The sequence below is a fragment of the Oricola indica genome (genome assembly GCF_019966595.1).
GTDB lineage: Bacteria > Pseudomonadota > Alphaproteobacteria > Rhizobiales > Rhizobiaceae > Oricola > Oricola indica.
On sequence record NZ_JAINFJ010000004.1, the window covers coordinates 181,836 to 198,299 of the forward strand.

Genomic DNA, 16,464 nt, shown 5'->3' on the forward strand with positions numbered 1-16,464 from the left:
AATAAAATGGCGAAATAAGGAAAACACAACCTTAACCGACCGGACGATTTCTTTTCTGCACAAACTGCTCCTACAACCGGGCGGTCCCAAACTGAAACAGCGCCGGCCAGCTTTCTGCGCAGAAAACGAAAAAGCGGGCCGCAAAGCCCGCCTTCCCGAAACGGTGTCGCCTGTCGCGAATTACTCCGCGGCGGCTTCTTCCGGTGCAGCAGCCTCTTCGGCGGGCGCTTCCGCAGCGGCGGCTTTGGCTTCGGCGGCCTCGGCGGCAGCGGCTTCCGCGGCGGCCTTGGCTTCCTCTTCCTTCTGCGCCTTCATGGCGATGCGTTCCTGCGCGGCCTTGCCCGGCTTCGCCTTGTTCGGGTTGTTGCGCGCGTCGCGCTTGGCGAGCCCGGCCTCGTCGAGGAAGCGCAGGACACGGTCGGTCGGCTGCGCGCCGACTTCGAGCCAATGCTTGATGCGCTCTTCATTCAGCGTCACGCGCTTTGCTTCGCCGTCCTTGGGCAGCATCGGGTTCCACGACCCGACCTGTTCGATGAAACGGCCGTCGCGAGGGCTACGCACATCGGCGATGACGACGTGGTAGTAGGGACGTTTCTTGGAGCCCGCGCGGGCCAGACGGATTTTCAGTGCCATTTTGTTTTCCTTCTCAGTTCAATGACAGTGTTCGTTTTGATTTCAGAAATGTTTCGGGCGGCAGGTGGGCCAGATATCGGCGGTGAAGTCCTGCACCGGAACTCTTTCGCGCTCGCGAGCCGCGCCCAGCCTGCGCGCCACGCCCTGCGAGGCCGCGTTGTCCGGGTCGATCACGCTGATCGCGGTCGGCCAGTCGAGCGTCTCGTAGGCGAAGCGCAGAACGGCGGCGGCCGCCTCGCTTGCATAGCCCCTGCCATGGGCGCCGCGCGACAGCGTGTAGCCGATCTCGCGCCCAGGCCAGTCCGGCGGCTCCAGCAGCGAGCAGTGGCCTATGCAGCGATCCGTGTCCTTCTCCGCGACGCAAAAATAGCCGAAGCCGAGAATGCTCCACGTGCCCGCCATGGCGGTGAAGGATTTCCACGCCTTGTACTTGCCCTCCGGTCCGCCGACGAAACGCATCACGAGCGGATCGGCCTTGTAAGCGGCGACCGCGGCAAAGTCCTCCAGACGAAAGGCCCGCAGCTTCAGCCTTTCGGTCTCGATGACCGGTATGTCGGCGGCACGGACCATTGTTATACGACGTCCTCGTCAGCGCCCTTCGCCGCGATCGCCTCGTGATGGCGGATCACTTCGCGAATGATGAAGGCAAGGAATTTCTCGGCGAAATCGGGATCGAGATCGGCATCCTTCGCCAACTGGCGCAGCCGCTCGATCTGCCGCTTCTCGCGGTCCGGATCGGACGGCGGCAGCTCATGCGTGGCCTTCAGATGGCCGACCGCCTGTGTGACGCGGAAACGCTCCGCGAGAATATGGATGAGCGCCGCATCGAGATTGTCGATCGAAGCCCTGAATTGCGCCAGCTTGTCGGACACCTCGGTCATGCCGCCTGCCCCAGAAATTGTGTCGGCGGAAGATGGCGGTAGATCTGCGCATTCCATCCATGTTCGCGATAGTCGCGCTCGAACGTCGCGCCGAGGCGCGTTGCAAGGCGAATAGACGCTTCGTTGGCGGGCTCGATCAGGCTCATCGCCGTCGACCAGCCGAGATCTTCATAGACATGGCGGATCGCCCGCTTCGCGGCTTCCGCGGCCAGTCCGCGCCCGTAATGCTCGGGCAGCAGTGCCCAGGCGATTTCCGGCTCCGGCAGATCCGGCGGAAACCACGGACCGCAAAACCCGACGAAGTCGCCCGTTTCCTTCGATTCGAGCGCCCATTCGCCGAAACCGTTGATCAGCCACTGGCCCGCATAGGTCGCCAGCCGCCGCCATGCCTGGGCTTCGTCCAGCGGGCCGCCGTAAAACCGCGACTCCTCGCCTGCGAAGAACGCAGTCATCGGCGCGACGTCGGACTCGCGGAACCCGCGCAGGATCAGCCGATCGGTTTCGAGAACGGGAATATCGATCATTTCTTCTTCGGCAGGCCGGGCAAGCCCGCTCCGCCGCCCATTCCCGGAAGGGCCGGACCGCCGCCGAGGCCAGGCAGTTTCGGCATGCCGCCGCCACCGCCGAGACCGGCGGCCTGCGCCTGCTTCTGCAGTTCCTCGAGTTCCTTCGGGCTCATCTTCGATAGATCGGGCATGCCGCCCATCCCGCCCATGCCGCCGGGGAGGCCCATCTTTCCGGCGAGGCCGCCCATCATCTTGCCCATCATGCCGCCGCCCTTCTTGCCCTTCATGGACTTCATCATGTCGGCCATCTGACGGTGCATCTTCAGGAGCTTGTTGATGTCGGCGGCGCTGGTGCCCGAGCCGGCGGCAATGCGCTTCTTGCGGGAATGCTTCAGGAGATCCGGGTTAGACCGCTCCTTCGGCGTCATCGACGAGATGATGGCGAGCTGGCGCTTGAAGACCTTGTCGTCGAGCCCGGCCGCAGCCATCTGGTCCTTCATTTTCCCCATGCCCGGCATCATGCCCATGATGCCGCCCATGCCGCCCATCTTGGACATTTGCTGAAGCTGGTCGGCGAGGTCGTTCAGGTCGAACTTGCCCGACTGCATCTTCTTCGCCATCGCCGCGGCTTTTTCCGCGTCGATGGTCTCGGCAGCCTTTTCGACCAGCGAGACGATGTCGCCCATGCCGAGAATGCGGTCGGCGATGCGCTTGGGATGGAATTCCTCTAGCGCTTCCATCTTTTCGCCGGTACCGATCAGCTTGATCGGCTTTCCGGTGATGGCGCGCATGGAAAGCGCCGCGCCGCCGCGGCCGTCGCCGTCCATGCGGGTCAGCACGATACCGGTCAGCGCAATACGCTCGTCGAAGCTCTTGGCGAGATTGACCGCGTCCTGACCGGTCAGCGAGTCGGCGACGAGCAGTGTCTCGTGCGGATTGGAGGCCTTCGCCACATCCGCCATCTCGACCATCATCGGCTCGTCGATATGGGTCCGGCCGGCCGTGTCGAGGATGACGACGTCATGGCCGCCGAGCTTGCCCGCCTGCACCGCGCGTTTCGCGATATCGACCGGGCCCTGACCCTCGATGATTGGCAGCGTGGCGATGCCGGTCTGCTCGCCGATCTGGCGCAACTGCTCCTGCGCGGCGGGACGCCGCGTGTCGAGCGAGGCCATCAGGACTTTCTTGCCCTGTCGTTCGCTCAGCCGCTTCGCGATCTTGCCGGTCGTGGTCGTCTTGCCGGAGCCCTGTAGGCCGGCCATCATGATGACGACGGGCGCCGGCGCGTTGAGGTCGATCACCTCGCCTTCCGAGCCCAGCATCTCGACAAGCTCGTCATGGACGATCTTGACGACCATCTGGCCGGGCTTGACGCTTTTCAGCAGGTCGGCCCCGACCGCTTTCTCGCGCACCCGGTCGGTAAAGCCGCGCACGACTTCCAGCGCCACGTCCGCCTCGATGAGCGCACGGCGCACCTCGCGCAACGCCGCGGAGACATCTTTCTCCGACAGCGCGCCGCGTCCGGTCAGGTTACTCAGGATCGAACCGAGGCGGTCCTGAAGCGATTCAAACATGCGTCTCTCCACTTCCGGTCTTTTCCGGAAGGTAGGTGTCCGTTGCGCCGCGCAAAACCCCAAAGCCAAAAAGCACCCGGGGGCGCATCGCGCTGCCGGGTGTTGACCTCCGGGATCTCTTTATACCTTTGCGGGTCCCGGTCGGTGGCTCGGAGTTTTCACTCGTCGCTAGTCGCGCGGGCTATGGCGGAAAAGGGGGATGGAGTCAAGGTCGCGACATACTCAACACGCCGTCACAGGCTTGCAATTGCGGCCGAAGCGTCCACTTTGCTCAGATGGACCAGCAATCGCCCTTAAAGCCCCTCCGCGCCTCGGACCGCGAATCCGCCAACCGCTACTACAGCGGACCGGTCACCGACCATTTCGACGGGACGGTTTTCTTCAATCCCGGCGGGACGCCGCCGCCGGGTTTCCTCCAGGTGCTGCGCTGGCGCTTCGCGGGCGGCAAAACGTCCTGGCCGAAAACCTATGCGAGCCCGCATGACGATCATCATCCGGAAGAACGCGTCGAGGGAACCGGCCTACGCATCACCATGATCGGCCATGCGAGCATACTCCTGCAAACCGCCGGGCTGAACATGCTCTTCGATCCGGTTTTCGCCGAGCGCGCGAGCCCGGTTCAATGGTTCGGCCCGAAGCGGCGCAATCCGCCGGGCGTGCGCTTCGAGAAACTGCCGAAAATCGACGCCGTTCTCATCAGCCACAATCACTACGACCACCTTGATCTCGCGGCGCTGCAACGCCTCGCCCGGGAACACGACCCGATTTTCGTGACACCGCTCGGCAATGACGCGATCATCGGCACCGCCGTCGATCGGGAACGGATCGTCACCGGCGACTGGGGCGACACGGCCTCTCTCTCACCGGATGTCACGGCCCATTTCGAGCCGATCCATCATTGGTCGGCGCGCGGTGGAACCGACCGGCGCATGGCGCTCTGGGCCGGCTTCGTCATCGAGACACCGGGCGGCAAGGTCTACCATGTCGGCGACACGGGCTTCCACGACGGCATCAACTATCGCGCGGCCGCCGAGAAACATGGCCCTTTTCGTCTCGCCATTCTGCCGATCGGGGCCTACGAACCGCGCTGGTTCATGACACCCCAGCATCAAAGCCCCGACGAAGCCGTGCGCGGCCACACGCTTTGTGGCGCGGCGTATACCGCCGGCCACCACTGGGGCACATTCAACCTGACCGACGAGGGAATCGAGGACCCGCTGACCGCGCTCGACGAGGCGCTCGCGAAGCATGGAGTCGCGCCGGACGTGTTCCGCCCGCTCAAACCCGGCGAAACGTGGGACGTGCCGCTATAGGGCCGGCGCGTGCTTTATCGCGAGACGCTCCAGATCGTCGCATGACGGATTATTGCTGGTATTCGGGATCGAATTCCCCCATTTGAAAAGCAAGGGATCGTGCTCGCTACCGCGTATCCGCCGTGAAATCAGAACCGGAAGCCTACACGTGTCTCAAACCGATCACCCCGCCGCGACGAAAGACGCCCGCACCTGGGCGAAGACCATCGCCACCTACAGCCAGCCGTCAAATGCGCGCGGCAGCCTCGAATTCGCGCTTTCGCTTGTGCCGTTCGCCCTGATATGGGCAGCGATGGCCCTCCTGATCAGCCACGGCTACTGGGCCGGCCTGATTCTCGCCTTGCCGGCTGCCGGTTTCCTCCTCCGCCTGTTCATGATCCAGCACGATTGCGGCCATGGCGCCTGCTTCCGCAGCACCCAGGCCAATGACTGGGTCGGGCGGGCCGTCGGTGTGATGACCCTGACGCCCTATTCCAACTGGAAACGCTCCCATGCGCTGCACCATGCGGGTTCGGGCTGTCTCGATCATCGCGGATTTGGCGAGATCGCCACGCTGACCGTCGAGGAATACAAAGCCCTGTCGACGTGGAAAAAATTCAAGTATCGGCTCTACCGGCATCCGCTCGTCCTGTTCGGCATCGGCCCGGCCTATCTCTTCATTCTCGACCATCGTCTCCCGCTAGGATCGATGCGCCGCGGCTGGCAGCCCTGGATCTCGACCATGGGCACCAATCTGGCGCTCGCCGCGCTCGTGGCCGCCCTGATCTGGCTTGTCGGCTGGAAGGTCTTCCTTGTCGTGCAGCTGCCGATCACCCTGCTCGCGGCAACCGCCGGCGTGTGGCTTTTCTTCGTGCAGCACCAGTTCGAGGAAACGAGCTGGGAACGCATTCCCGTCTGGCAGCGCCAGCACGCGGCGCTGCACGGTTCCTCGCATTACGACCTGCCGCAGCCGCTGCGCTGGTTCACCGCCAATATCGGCGTCCACCACGTCCATCACCTGTCGGCGCGCATCCCCTTCTACCGCCTCGGCCGGGTGCTGCGCGACCATCCGGAACTGCGCAAGATCAACCGGATGACGCTCCTCGACAGCCTGAAGACGATCCCGCTGGCGCTGTGGGACGAAACGCAGAGCCGCATGATCTCGTTTCGCGAATACCGCCGGACGCAGGCGATAGCTGCCTGAATCAGGCCGTCGCGATCCAGTCGCGGGCGAATTCAAGACCTTCAACGCCCGCGAAACGCCTGACTCTATCCAGTTCAGCTTCGAGTTCCGTCAGGAACGCTTTCGACAGCCGAACACCCTTTTCCGGCCAGAACCGCTTCACCGCCAGCACGTCGGCATTGCGATCGGCCTTCATGTCGATACGTCCGACGATGCGGTCGCCGCGCATGATCGGGAAGACGTAGTAGCCATAGACCCGCTTCGGCTCGGGCACGAAGATTTCGATGCGATAGGAAAAGCCGAACAGGCGCTCGGCGCGTTTGCGGTCTCGCAGCGCCGGATCGAAGGGGCTGAGCACGCGCACACGGCCCGGCGGCTCCGGCGGTTCGTCCAGCAAATCCGGATAGTCCCTGAAGCGCAGGCAGGCGCGCGGCTTCGAGCCGTCGGCGCTTTCGATCAGAACCGTTTCCAGTTCGTCATCGTGCTCCGCGATCCAGGCGGCCACCTCGTCAGGCTTCAGCAGGTCCCAGAAGGCCGCGATCTCTCCGCGCGTGGCAAAGCCCAGCCGCGAGAGCGCCGAGCGGCAGGCCCAGTCGACAAAGGTATCGTGCTCCACCTCGGCGCGGTGGCAATGGTCCGGGATGACCCGTTCCGTGAGATCATAGACCTTCTGAAACCCGTCGCGCCGGGCGATGACGAGCTTTCCCGTCCGCCACAGATATTCCAGCGCCGTCTTCGATGGATGCCAGTCCCACCAACCCGTCGACGGCTTGTCGCCCTCGAAATCGCGCGTCATCACCGGGCCGTCGCGAGCGACCCGGTCCAAAATGCCGTCACATTCATGCAGGAAGCGAGTTCCCTGCCAGCTCTCATATTTCGCCTGCAGCCGCGCTTCCTCGCGGGCAAAGCGGTGCCGCCAGTAGCAGAAGAACGCCGACGGAATGATCGACGCGTCGTGGGTCCAGTTCTCAAAGAGATGACAATCGCGTTCGACCAGATGTTTCAGGTTCTTCTCGCGATAGGTGGCGTTGCGCGAAAACAGGATCTGGTGATGCGCGCGGGCCACCGTATTGATCGAATCGATCTGCACGAAGCCGAGCCGGCGGATCGTTTCCATGAGATCGCCGCGCGATTGCCCCTTGTGCGGCGGGTCCGAAAGCCCCTGCAGCGCCAGGAAGGCGCGACGGGCGGTCTTGTTGTCGATCGTGGCGGTCATGGGCGGCGCAGAGACTGCGTTGGAACCGGTTGCGAAAGCAAGCCGCTTCGCGAACGCTCCTGACACTGGTTTTTTAACGTCCGATCCGCCATATAGGCCCGGAAACAAGGGAAAACCGGACGAAATGGCGCTCGACGTTCCGTTTGCGAAAATGAATGGGCTTGGAAACCTGATCATCGTGGCCGACATGCGCGGCCGCGACGGGACGATTGCGCCCGAGGCGGCCGTGGCGCTGAACGCCGATCCGGCGACCCGATTCGACCAGATCATGGCGATCCACGATCCGCGCATCGACGGCACGGACAACTACATCGACATCCTCAACTCCGACGGTTCACGCGCCCAGGCCTGCGGCAACGGCACGCGCTGTGTCGTGCAGGCGCTGGCCGCCGAAACCGGCAAGGCCGTCTACACGTTCCAGACGCCGGCTGGCATTCTCAACGCCGAGGAGCATGAGGACGGGACGATTTCCGTTGATATGGGCCGTCCGCGTTTCCGCTGGGACGAGATCCCGCTGGAGGAGGAATTCCACGACACGACCGGCATCGAATTGCAGATCGGGCCGATCGACGCGCCAGTGCTGCACACGCCATCGGTCGCCAGCATTGGCAATCCGCATGCGGTCTTCTGGGTCGATGGGGATGTCTGGTCCTATGACCTGGAACGGTTCGGGCCGTTGCTGGAAAATCATCCGATCTTCCCGGAAAAGGCCAACATCACCATCGCCCAGGTGGTTTCGCGCGATCATGTCATCATCCGCACATGGGAACGCGGCGCCGGCCTGACCGAGGCATGCGGCTCCGCCGCCTGCGCCACGCTGGTCTGCGCGGCGCGCATCGGCAAGACCGAGCGCAAGGCGACCGTGACGCCGCCCGGCGGCGACCTTTTGATCGAATGGCGCGACGACGACCGGATCATCATGACCGGACCCGCCGAATGGGAATTCTCCGGCCATCTCGACGCCACCACCGGCGCATGGGCGCGCGACGCGGACACGCCGGCACAGGAGGCGATGTAATGGCGGTCGACATCGTCACATTCGGCTGCCGGCTGAACACCTATGAATCCGAGGTCATGCGCCGCGAGACCGAGGCGGCCGGCCTCGGGCAACTGGAAAACGGCGCCATCGTCTTCAACACCTGTGCGGTCACCGGCGAGGCCGTCCGCCAGGCTAGGCAGGCGATCCGCAAGGCGCGCCGGGAAAATCCGGATACCCGCATCATCGTCACGGGCTGCGCGGCCCAGACCGAGCCGGCATCCTTCGGCGAGATGGAGGAAGTCGATCTCGTCATCGGAAACGACGACAAGCTCAAGGCGCAGAGCTACCGCGCCCTGCCGGAATTCGGCGTAAACCAGTTCGAGAAAGTGCGCGTCAACGACATCTTCGAGGTCACCGAGACGGCGTCGCACATGGTCGATGCCATCGAGGGCCGTGCGCGCGCTTTCGTCCAGGTCCAGAATGGCTGCGACCACCGCTGCACCTTCTGCATCATACCCTACGGACGCGGCAATTCGCGCTCCGTGCCGATGGGTGCGGCCGTCGACCAGGTGAAGCGGCTGGCCGAGAACGGCTATCACGAAGTCGTGCTGACCGGCGTCGACCTGACGAGCTACGGCCCCGACCTGCCCGGCAAGCCGACGCTCGGCCGCCTTGTGCGCTCGATCCTGCGCGAGGTGCCGGAACTCGACCGGCTGCGCCTCTCCTCGATCGATTCCATCGAGGCCGACGACGACCTGATGGAAGCGATTGCCAACGAGCCGCGCCTGATGCCGCATTTCCACCTGTCGCTTCAGCATGGCGACAACCTGATTCTCAAGCGCATGAAGCGCCGCCACGCCCGCGAGGACTCGATTGCCTTTTGCGAAGAGGTTCGCCGCCTGCGCCCCGATGCCGCCTTCGGCGCCGACATCATCGCCGGCTTTCCGACCGAGACGGACGCGCATTTCGCGAATTCGCTGAAAATCGTCGAGGAATGCGGCCTCGCCCATCTCCACGTCTTCCCGTTTTCCCCGCGCGAGGGAACGCCCGCGGCCCGCATGCCGCAAGTGTCGCGCGAGATCGTCAAGGCGCGTGCCAAGCGCCTGCGCGAAGCCGCCGATGCCGCGTGGCTGCGCCACATGAACGGACTGATCGGCACGCGGCAGGACGTTCTGATCGAGCGCGAAACGCTCGGCCGGGCGGGCGACTTCTCGCTGGTCGAGGTCGGGGCGACCCACGCGCAGCCGGGCCATATCGTCCCGGTCGTCATCGACGGGCATGACGGAGCGAAACTCACGGCGAAACCCGCTTTCGCGGTTGCGGCCGAGTAAGTATAGTCCGCGCCATGGCTCTAGGATTCGTCAAGAAAATCTTCTCCTTCGGCAGGAAGGCCGTCGAGGACGTTCCCGCGGAAGACACTGCGGAAAAAACGCCCGAAACGACCATCGCCGAAACCGCGCCCGAAGGCGTGATCGCCGCCGGTGGCGAGCCGGATATTCCGCCGATACCGCCGGAGCAACCGCAACCGCCGCAGCCATCCGAGGAACCGGCGCCGGACGCGCCGCCCGAGACACCGCCATCGGAGGAACCCGTTCCCGGCGAATGGCCCGAGGAATTGCCGCCGGGCCCGGAAACGCCGGAGCCCGATCACGGACCTGACATCTCGCCGCCGGATTCTCCGCCGGAAGCGCCACCCGTCCATGAGCCCGTCTACGAACCGCCGAACGAGGTTCCATCGGAGCCCGTCGAGGTTCCGTCCTACACGCCGTCAGAGATTCCGCCGGGCAGTTTCCCGGCGGAATTCACATCTGCCGAAGCGAAATCACCGAAACCGGCAAGCGAACCCGCGCCGGAGCCCGCGATTTCCGAAACGGTCGAGCCTGAGCCTGAGCCTGAGCCTGAGCCTGAGCCTGAGCCTGAGCCTGAGCCTGAGCCTGAGCCTGAGCCTGAGCCTGAAACGGCATCCGAAAACGAAGCCGATGTCGAGCCTGCCGCTGATGCGCCACCGGCCGATCCGGCGGGCAAGGTGCTCATCGGCGAGGAACGCGCTCCCGTCGCGGCAGCCGCCCCTGCAGAGCCCGAGCGCCGCAACTGGCTGAACCGCCTCACATCGGGCCTGTCGCGATCGTCACGCCAGCTTTCCGATTCCATTTCCGGCATTTTCACGCGGCGCAAGCTCGACGAGGACACGCTGGAGGAACTGGAAGACGTCCTCTTGCAGGCCGATCTCGGCCTGGAAACGGCAATGCGCATCACCGACACGCTGGCCTCGGGCCGCTATGGGCGCGAGGTCTCGGACGAGGAAGTACGCGCCATCATGGCGGAAGAGGTCGCCAAGGTCCTCGACCCGGTCGCCGTCCCGCTGGAACTCGACCTCTCCTACAAGCCGCATGTCATCCTGGTCGTCGGCGTCAACGGCACCGGCAAGACCACGACAATCGGCAAGCTCGCCGCCAAGCTGCGCGACGCCGGCCTCAAGGTGACGCTCGGCGCGGGCGACACGTTCCGCGCAGCCGCCATCGAACAGCTCAAGATCTGGGCCGACCGGACGGGATCAACCTTCGTCGGCACGAAGCTCGGCGCGGATGCGGCCGGCCTCGCATGGGACGCCTTCAAGACGGCGCAGGACAACGGCTCGGACGTGGTCATCATCGACACAGCCGGACGCCTGCAGAACAAGGCCGAACTGATGGACGAACTGGCCAAGATCGTCCGCGTGCTCCAGAAACACGATCCCGAAGCCCCGCACACCGTTCTGCAGACGCTCGACGCCACCACGGGTCAGAACGCGCTCAACCAGGTCGAGATTTTCCGCAACGTCGCGGGCGTGAACGGCCTCGTCATGACGAAACTCGACGGCACGGCGCGCGGCGGCATCCTCGTCGCCATCTCGGCGAAATACAAACTGCCGGTCTATTTCATCGGCGTCGGCGAAAGCGTCGACGACCTCGAACCATTCCGCGCGAAGGATTTCGCCGCCGCGATCGCTGGCGTGGCCGCCTGACGCTATTCGGCCGAGGCGAGTTCCCGCCGCTTCAGCACGTCGCTTACCGCATTGACCGCCTCGATCCACAGTCCAGCATCGGCGGTGAGGCTGTCGCCATAGGGTGTCGCGAAACTCAAGACGTGCAGCTTCGAGTCGCCGTCGTAATAGCTGATCTCGTGCTCGGAAATATCGAGATACCCGTCCTTGTTCGTGTCGTGCGCCGTGCGCCGGCCCTTGATGCGCGCCTTTCCGATCGAGCAGTCCAGCGGGTCGGCCGCATGGTCGATATCGCAGAAGGTGAAAAACCGGCGGATGCTGAAGCGCCCCTCGGGAAGAGGACCGCTCGAAATCTTCACCGTCTCGCTGCGTTCGAACACCGTGATGTGCGCGTGGTCCTCGACATGCGCCGCCATCAGCCGGTTCAGCGGTCCGGTGTGACGAATCTCGAAGAGCTTGTCGTCGCGAACGCCGAGATTTTCCTGGCCGCCATCGACGCCGAGTGTCCAGACAAGCGCCGCATGCGCCCTGGAACCGCAGCGAAGCGTGCCGGAAACGATGCCCTCCGGCAGCATGTCGAGTGTCGCCGCCGGCTCCGGCCCGCTCGCGCCGTTCGGACGGAACTCGCAGGCGAAGGCCCCGCTCGCGGTGAAGCAGAAAAAGACTGACAGGACTGACTTGATCAACGGATTCGGCATGTCGCGCTCCTTGCTTTGAGCGAAGCGCGCGGGAGGCGGGCCTCGCTAGACGGCCGTGTCCTCCCGGATCGTGGTGCTGCTACGAAAGTAGCATCGCCAACCGAGTGTGAGCCCGATTCGTTGACGAATGATTAAGCATAACACCAGTTTTTGCTGCACCGCAACATAATCCGCCGATCCGGCTTTTCGCGCTTCGCACTGGCAAATCGCGATTCAATCGCCTAGGTGAAAGCGAACGGCCCCATTCGAAGCGGATACCCCATGACAAAGCCGGTTTTCGAGCGCGACCCCGCCGATCCCGAACGCGAAAAGATCAATCCCCTCCTCAAGCTGGCTCTGGAACTCGGGCCGCTGGTCGTGTTCTTCTTCGGCAATTCGCGCGGCGAATGGCTGGCCGAGCGCTTCCCGGCGCTGGCCGACATTGGCGGTCCGATCTTCATCGCCACCGCCCTGTTCATGGCCGCCACGGTGGTCGCTCTCATCGTGTCGTGGATGCTGACCCGGACCCTGCCGATCATGCCGCTCGTCTCCGGCGTCGTCGTCGTCGTCTTCGGCGGGCTGACGCTCTGGCTGCAGGACGAAGTCTTCATCAAGCTGAAGCCGACCATCATCAACACGATGTTCGGAGCGATCCTGCTCGGCGGCCTCTTCTTCTTCAAGACGTCGCTTCTGCGCTACGTCTTCGACAGCGCCTTCAAGATCGATGCCGAAGGCTGGAACAAGCTGACCCTTCGCTGGGGCCTTTATTTCCTCGCCATGGCGGCGGTCAACGAGATCATCTGGCGCAACTTCTCGACCGATTTCTGGATCGCCTTCAAGGTCTGGGGCTTCACCCCGCTGGCGATCATCTTCACCATGGCGCAAATGCCGCTGATCAACCGCCACTCGCTGGACGAAAATCCCGATGAAGCCTGATTGCAGCCGGATGCTCAAAAAATGAGCGCCTTTCCGCCTGAACTCGCATAATTTTACAACTTGCGGCGGCCAGTTGCGGCATTTCGCCGCTTGGCACGGAACCTGCCTGATCAAGGGGCATGGAATTCCGGTTCTTCGAGATCTACCGAAATGCCGAATATCTTGAGCTGCTGCTCGAGGGCACGTTGCGCAGCGCGCTGCTGTCGGCGGGGGCCGGGCTGATCGGTCTCACTATCGCGATCCTCCTCTCCGCCTCGCGCTATTTTCACGTACCGGTGCTGGCGCAAGTTTCCGCCGCCTTTGTCGAATTCATCCGCAACACACCGCTGATCGTGCAGCTCTTCTTCGTCGCCTTCGGCCTGCCGATGCTGTTCGGCTACCAGTGGAACTTCACGGCGCATGCCCTGCTCGCGCTGACAATCAACTTCTCCGCCTATTTCGCCGAAATCCTGCGCGCGGGCTACGGCTCGGTGCCCGACGGGCAAATCGAGGCGGCCACAGCGCTTGGCGTGCGCAAACGGCTGATCTTCATCAAGATCGTGCTGCCGCAGGCGATCGGGAAAATGTACGCCTCGCTCAACAGCCAGTTCATCTTCCTGTTCCTGACCACCGGCATCATCTCCGAGATCGGCGTCCGCGACCTCACCTATGCCGGGCTCTATATCGACAGCCGGACCTTCCGGTCCTTCGAGGTCTTCATCGTCCTGACGGTAATCTACCTGCTGACGGCCTTCGCCTTCAAAGGCCTGCTGAACCTGATCTACCGCACGATGTTCAAATGGCGGGCGACCGCATGAAGGATCTGTTCGCGGAAATCTTCGGGAAACCCTTCGGCATCGTCCTCTACCAGTTGCTCGATGCGACCCAGTTCACGATCTACCTCGCGCTGATCGCCTTTCTGGGCGGCGGGCTGGTCGCGCTGGCAATCACCATTCTGCGCGTCGCGCCCTCGAAGAATGCCAAGCGCGTCTCGGCGGCATACACCTGGGTCTTCCAGTCCGTGCCGCTGCTTATGCTGCTGTTCCTGCTCGGGCTGGGCGTACCGCGCCTGACCGGCTCGAACATCAATCCCTGGATCGCCGCCTCCTGCGCCCTGACGCTCTATACGAGCGCCTATCTCGCCGATGTCTGGCGCGGCGCGATCGAGAGCGTCCCGCGCGGACAGTGGGAAGGCGCCGCCGCGCTCGGGCTGCGTTTCATTCCCGTTTTGCGCCTCGTCATCATGCCCCAGGCCGTGCGCTTCGCGCTCGCGCCGACCGTCGGCTTCATGGTTCAGATCATCAAGGGCACGTCGCTCGCCTACATCATCGGCTTCCACGACCTGATGAACACCGGAAAGCGCTGGGCCAACGCGCCGGTCGATGGCACCGAGCCCTTCGTCATCTTTCCGCTGATGGCCCTCATCTATTTCGCCCTGTGCTACCCGCTGTCGCTCTATTCGCGCCATCTCGAAAAGCGTCTCGGCGGCGTGCGCGGCAGGGTAGTCAAACCGGCGGCCTGACCCGTTTCACCCAGAAGAAAGGAAATCGACATGCTGAAAAGACTGATGAAGACCGCGATGGCGGCGCTGTTGCCCGCCCTGATCGTCGCCGTGCCCGCAAAGGCGGAGCTTTCGGACATTCTCTCGGCCGGCACGATCAAGATCGCCATTCCCGAGAACTTTCCGCCCTTCGGGTCGCTCGGGGCCGAAGGCGATTATGTCGGCTATGACGTCGATGTCGCCAACCTGATCGCCGCCGATCTCGGCGTGGAGATCGAGCTTGTTCCGGTGACCTCGAAGCAGCGTATTCCGTTCCTCGAAACCGACCGGGTCGACCTCGTCATCTCGTCGATGGGCGCCAATCCTGAACGCGCCAAGTCGATCTGGTTCTCAAGCGCCTATGCGCCCTTCTTCTCCGGCGCATTCGCCTCGTCGGACAAGGCGATCTCCTCCGTGGACGAACTCGCGGGATTCAAGGTCGGCGTGACCGGCGGCACGCTGGAAGACCTCGAACTGACCGAGAAGGGACCGGAAGGCATCGAGATCATCCGCTTCGGCGACAACGCCGCCAACCTCGCCGCCTATGTTTCCGGCCAGACCGATGTCATCGTGACCGGCAACACGGTCGCCGCACAGCTTGCAGCCGACAATCCGGACCTTGATGTCGAGACCAAGTTCATCATCAAGGAATCGCCGGCCTTCATCGGTGTGAAGAAGGGCAATGTCGATCTTCTCCAGTGGGTAAATGTCTTCATCCTGCACAAGAAGCTTGGCGGCGACCTGAACAGCCTCTCCGAAAAATGGCTCGGCCAGGAACTGCCCGACCTCCCCGCGCTCTGACGCTCGATCTTTCCGGCTGCCCGCCTCGCGCGGGCGGCCGCTTCAGGCCCGCGCCCGCGCCTGTCCGCTTCGGCTGTCCATCGCCAGCAATGCCGTGACGCCCGCCAACGCCAGCATCCCCCCGATAACCGCCGTTCCCGCATAGGACGTCACCGCCGTACCGACGGCGAAGGCGATCGCGGCGACCATCTGCCCGACGAAATTCGATGCCGCCATCAGCGCGGCGCCGGCTCCGGGCCGCGTCGACATCAGGTCCTGCAGATAGGAGATCGAGACAGACAGGATCACCGCAGCGCCGAGCGCCGCCGGAACGACCAGAAAGTAGGCGACGGCCATCGACGTCATCGAGGCGAACAGAAACAGGAAGCCCGCATAGATCGTCCCGCCCAGTGCGATCAGCCGTGGCTTCGACAGGCGCCTCAGGGCGATCCCGCACATCAGCATGAAGGGGATTTCGAGCAGTGCGATCGCGCCGTGAAACCGCCCGACATCGGCCGTCTCGCCGCCGATTTCTCTGACGATCAGAAGCCCGAACAGGACCATGTAGAGCTGGTTGGAACCGGTGATGAACCCGACGGCCAGCATCCGCGCGAGGATCGACGGCGCCAGCATTTCCTTCAGGGCCGCGATGATACCGAGCCCGGATCTCGTGTCCTCCAGCGCGCCGGCCGCACCCGCCGGCCAGAATATCGCCACCAGCGCGAAACATATGACCGTCGCCAAACCCGCCGAAATGTAGATGTCGGTCAGGTCCGCACCGCTGGCCAGCGCCATCGACCACAGCGGCGGCGTGATGACGAAAGCCAGCGAAAAGCTCGCGCGCACAACGCCGAAAATCTCGTCGTAACTGTCGGGCGCGCGCGTACGCACCGCGATACGGGCAAGCGCGAAGAGCTGGCTGAAGGCCGTTCCCCCGAGCGGAATCAGCGTCATGTGCGCGACCGCGAAAACCAGCGGAGATTTCGCCGCGAAGACGAGGAAATAGCCGACGGCTGCTATTGCGAAGGTCGCGACGAGCAACTTGCGGCGATTGGCGCGCTGGTCGGAAACGATGCCGATCACGATCGATGCCGCCACGGTGACGAGCGATGCGGCGAAAAGGATGCTCGAATAGGTCGCGTCGGCAAGGCCAAACCGCTCGACCCCCACCAGGGAGGCAAAAGGCATGACCGAAGAGACCGCCACCCCGACAAGGAACAGGCCGGCCAGAATCAGCCGCAGCAGCGGATCGCGAAGCACAAGCGCAAGGGATGAAAACACTGCGGGACAACTCCGGTGAGCTTT

The 16,464-nt window shown here is 63.8% G+C and carries 17 protein-coding genes; 9 read left to right on the forward strand and 8 right to left on the reverse strand.

Going from position 1 to position 16,464, the window contains the following annotated elements; genetic code table 11:
* Positions 1–180: 180 nt before the first annotated feature.
* Genes rpsP through ffh form a run of 5 tightly spaced genes read right to left on the reverse strand, consistent with a single transcriptional unit; the run spans position 181 to position 3,594 of the window.
* On the reverse strand, positions 181–633 hold the full coding sequence (rpsP, locus tag LC343_RS12495) for a 30S ribosomal protein S16 (protein ID WP_223477472.1): 453 nt from the start codon (positions 631–633) through the stop codon (positions 181–183).
* A gap of 42 nt (positions 634–675) precedes the next feature.
* Positions 676–1,203, reverse strand: coding sequence for a GNAT family N-acetyltransferase (locus LC343_RS12500; RefSeq protein ID WP_223477473.1), 528 nt, complete (start codon positions 1,201–1,203; stop codon positions 676–678).
* A gap of 2 nt (positions 1,204–1,205) precedes the next feature.
* Positions 1,206–1,514: a chorismate mutase gene (locus LC343_RS12505; RefSeq protein WP_223477474.1), complete on the reverse strand. Its 309-nt coding sequence runs from the start codon at positions 1,512–1,514 to the stop codon at positions 1,206–1,208.
* Entirely contained in the window at positions 1,511–2,038 is a 528-nt protein-coding gene (locus LC343_RS12510) for a GNAT family N-acetyltransferase (RefSeq protein WP_223477475.1), read from the reverse strand. Before LC343_RS12510 ends, LC343_RS12505 begins: the two co-directional genes overlap by 4 nt.
* A complete protein-coding gene (ffh, locus tag LC343_RS12515) occupies positions 2,035–3,594 on the reverse strand; it encodes a signal recognition particle protein (protein ID WP_223477476.1) in 1,560 nt (519 codons plus the stop codon). Before ffh ends, LC343_RS12510 begins: the two co-directional genes overlap by 4 nt.
* Positions 3,595–3,869: 275 nt before the next feature.
* On the opposite strand from ffh, the gene LC343_RS12520 reads away from it, so the two are divergent.
* Both LC343_RS12520 and LC343_RS12525 read left to right on the forward strand, forming a co-directional pair.
* Positions 3,870–4,907, forward strand: a complete 1,038-nt coding sequence (locus LC343_RS12520) for an MBL fold metallo-hydrolase (protein WP_223477477.1) — start codon at positions 3,870–3,872, stop codon at positions 4,905–4,907.
* Between the two features lie 148 nt (positions 4,908–5,055).
* Positions 5,056–6,090 carry a fatty acid desaturase gene (locus tag LC343_RS12525; RefSeq protein WP_223477478.1) on the forward strand — a complete coding sequence of 345 codons (1,035 nt, stop codon included), beginning with the start codon at positions 5,056–5,058 and terminating at the stop codon, positions 6,088–6,090.
* 1 nt (position 6,091) lies between these two features.
* Here the strand turns inward: LC343_RS12525 and LC343_RS12530 are convergent, their stop codons facing one another.
* Positions 6,092–7,285 (reverse strand): winged helix-turn-helix domain-containing protein, encoded by a 1,194-nt coding sequence (locus LC343_RS12530; RefSeq protein ID WP_223477479.1) that lies wholly within the window; start codon positions 7,283–7,285, stop codon positions 6,092–6,094.
* A 124-nt stretch (positions 7,286–7,409) separates the two neighbouring features.
* On the opposite strand from LC343_RS12530, the gene dapF reads away from it, so the two are divergent.
* The 3 genes from dapF to ftsY are packed head-to-tail and all read left to right on the forward strand — an operon-like array spanning position 7,410 to position 11,268.
* Positions 7,410–8,303 carry a diaminopimelate epimerase gene (gene dapF, locus LC343_RS12535; protein WP_223477480.1) on the forward strand — a complete coding sequence of 298 codons (894 nt, stop codon included), beginning with the start codon at positions 7,410–7,412 and terminating at the stop codon, positions 8,301–8,303.
* Positions 8,303–9,595: a tRNA (N(6)-L-threonylcarbamoyladenosine(37)-C(2))-methylthiotransferase MtaB gene (gene mtaB / locus LC343_RS12540; protein WP_223477481.1), complete on the forward strand. Its 1,293-nt coding sequence runs from the start codon at positions 8,303–8,305 to the stop codon at positions 9,593–9,595. The genes dapF and mtaB overlap by 1 nt, the downstream gene beginning before the upstream one ends.
* Positions 9,596–9,609: 14 nt before the next feature.
* A complete protein-coding gene (gene ftsY, locus LC343_RS12545) occupies positions 9,610–11,268 on the forward strand; it encodes a signal recognition particle-docking protein FtsY (protein WP_223477482.1) in 1,659 nt (552 codons plus the stop codon).
* A 2-nt stretch (positions 11,269–11,270) separates the two neighbouring features.
* On the opposite strand, the gene LC343_RS12550 is transcribed toward ftsY, so the two are convergent.
* Positions 11,271–11,945 (reverse strand): hypothetical protein, encoded by a 675-nt coding sequence (locus tag LC343_RS12550; protein WP_223477483.1) that lies wholly within the window; start codon positions 11,943–11,945, stop codon positions 11,271–11,273.
* Between the two features lie 261 nt (positions 11,946–12,206).
* Between LC343_RS12550 and LC343_RS12555 the strand changes: the two genes are divergently transcribed.
* The 4 genes from LC343_RS12555 (at position 12,207) to LC343_RS12570 (ending at position 15,180) form a co-directional block, all read left to right on the forward strand.
* The gene (locus LC343_RS12555; protein WP_223477484.1) at positions 12,207–12,860 is read left to right on the forward strand and encodes a septation protein A; all 654 of its coding nucleotides are present in this window, start codon (positions 12,207–12,209) and stop codon (positions 12,858–12,860) included.
* Positions 12,861–12,979: 119 nt separating this feature from the next.
* Entirely contained in the window at positions 12,980–13,657 is a 678-nt protein-coding gene (locus tag LC343_RS12560; RefSeq protein ID WP_223477485.1) for an amino acid ABC transporter permease, read from the forward strand.
* The gene (locus LC343_RS12565; RefSeq protein WP_223477486.1) at positions 13,654–14,361 is read left to right on the forward strand and encodes an amino acid ABC transporter permease; all 708 of its coding nucleotides are present in this window, start codon (positions 13,654–13,656) and stop codon (positions 14,359–14,361) included. The genes LC343_RS12560 and LC343_RS12565 overlap by 4 nt, the downstream gene beginning before the upstream one ends.
* Positions 14,362–14,391: 30 nt before the next feature.
* Positions 14,392–15,180: a transporter substrate-binding domain-containing protein gene (locus tag LC343_RS12570; protein ID WP_223477487.1), complete on the forward strand. Its 789-nt coding sequence runs from the start codon at positions 14,392–14,394 to the stop codon at positions 15,178–15,180.
* A gap of 42 nt (positions 15,181–15,222) precedes the next feature.
* On the opposite strand, the gene LC343_RS12575 is transcribed toward LC343_RS12570, so the two are convergent.
* On the reverse strand, positions 15,223–16,440 hold the full coding sequence (locus LC343_RS12575) for an MFS transporter (RefSeq protein WP_223477488.1): 1,218 nt from the start codon (positions 16,438–16,440) through the stop codon (positions 15,223–15,225).
* Positions 16,441–16,464 lie beyond the last annotated feature (24 nt).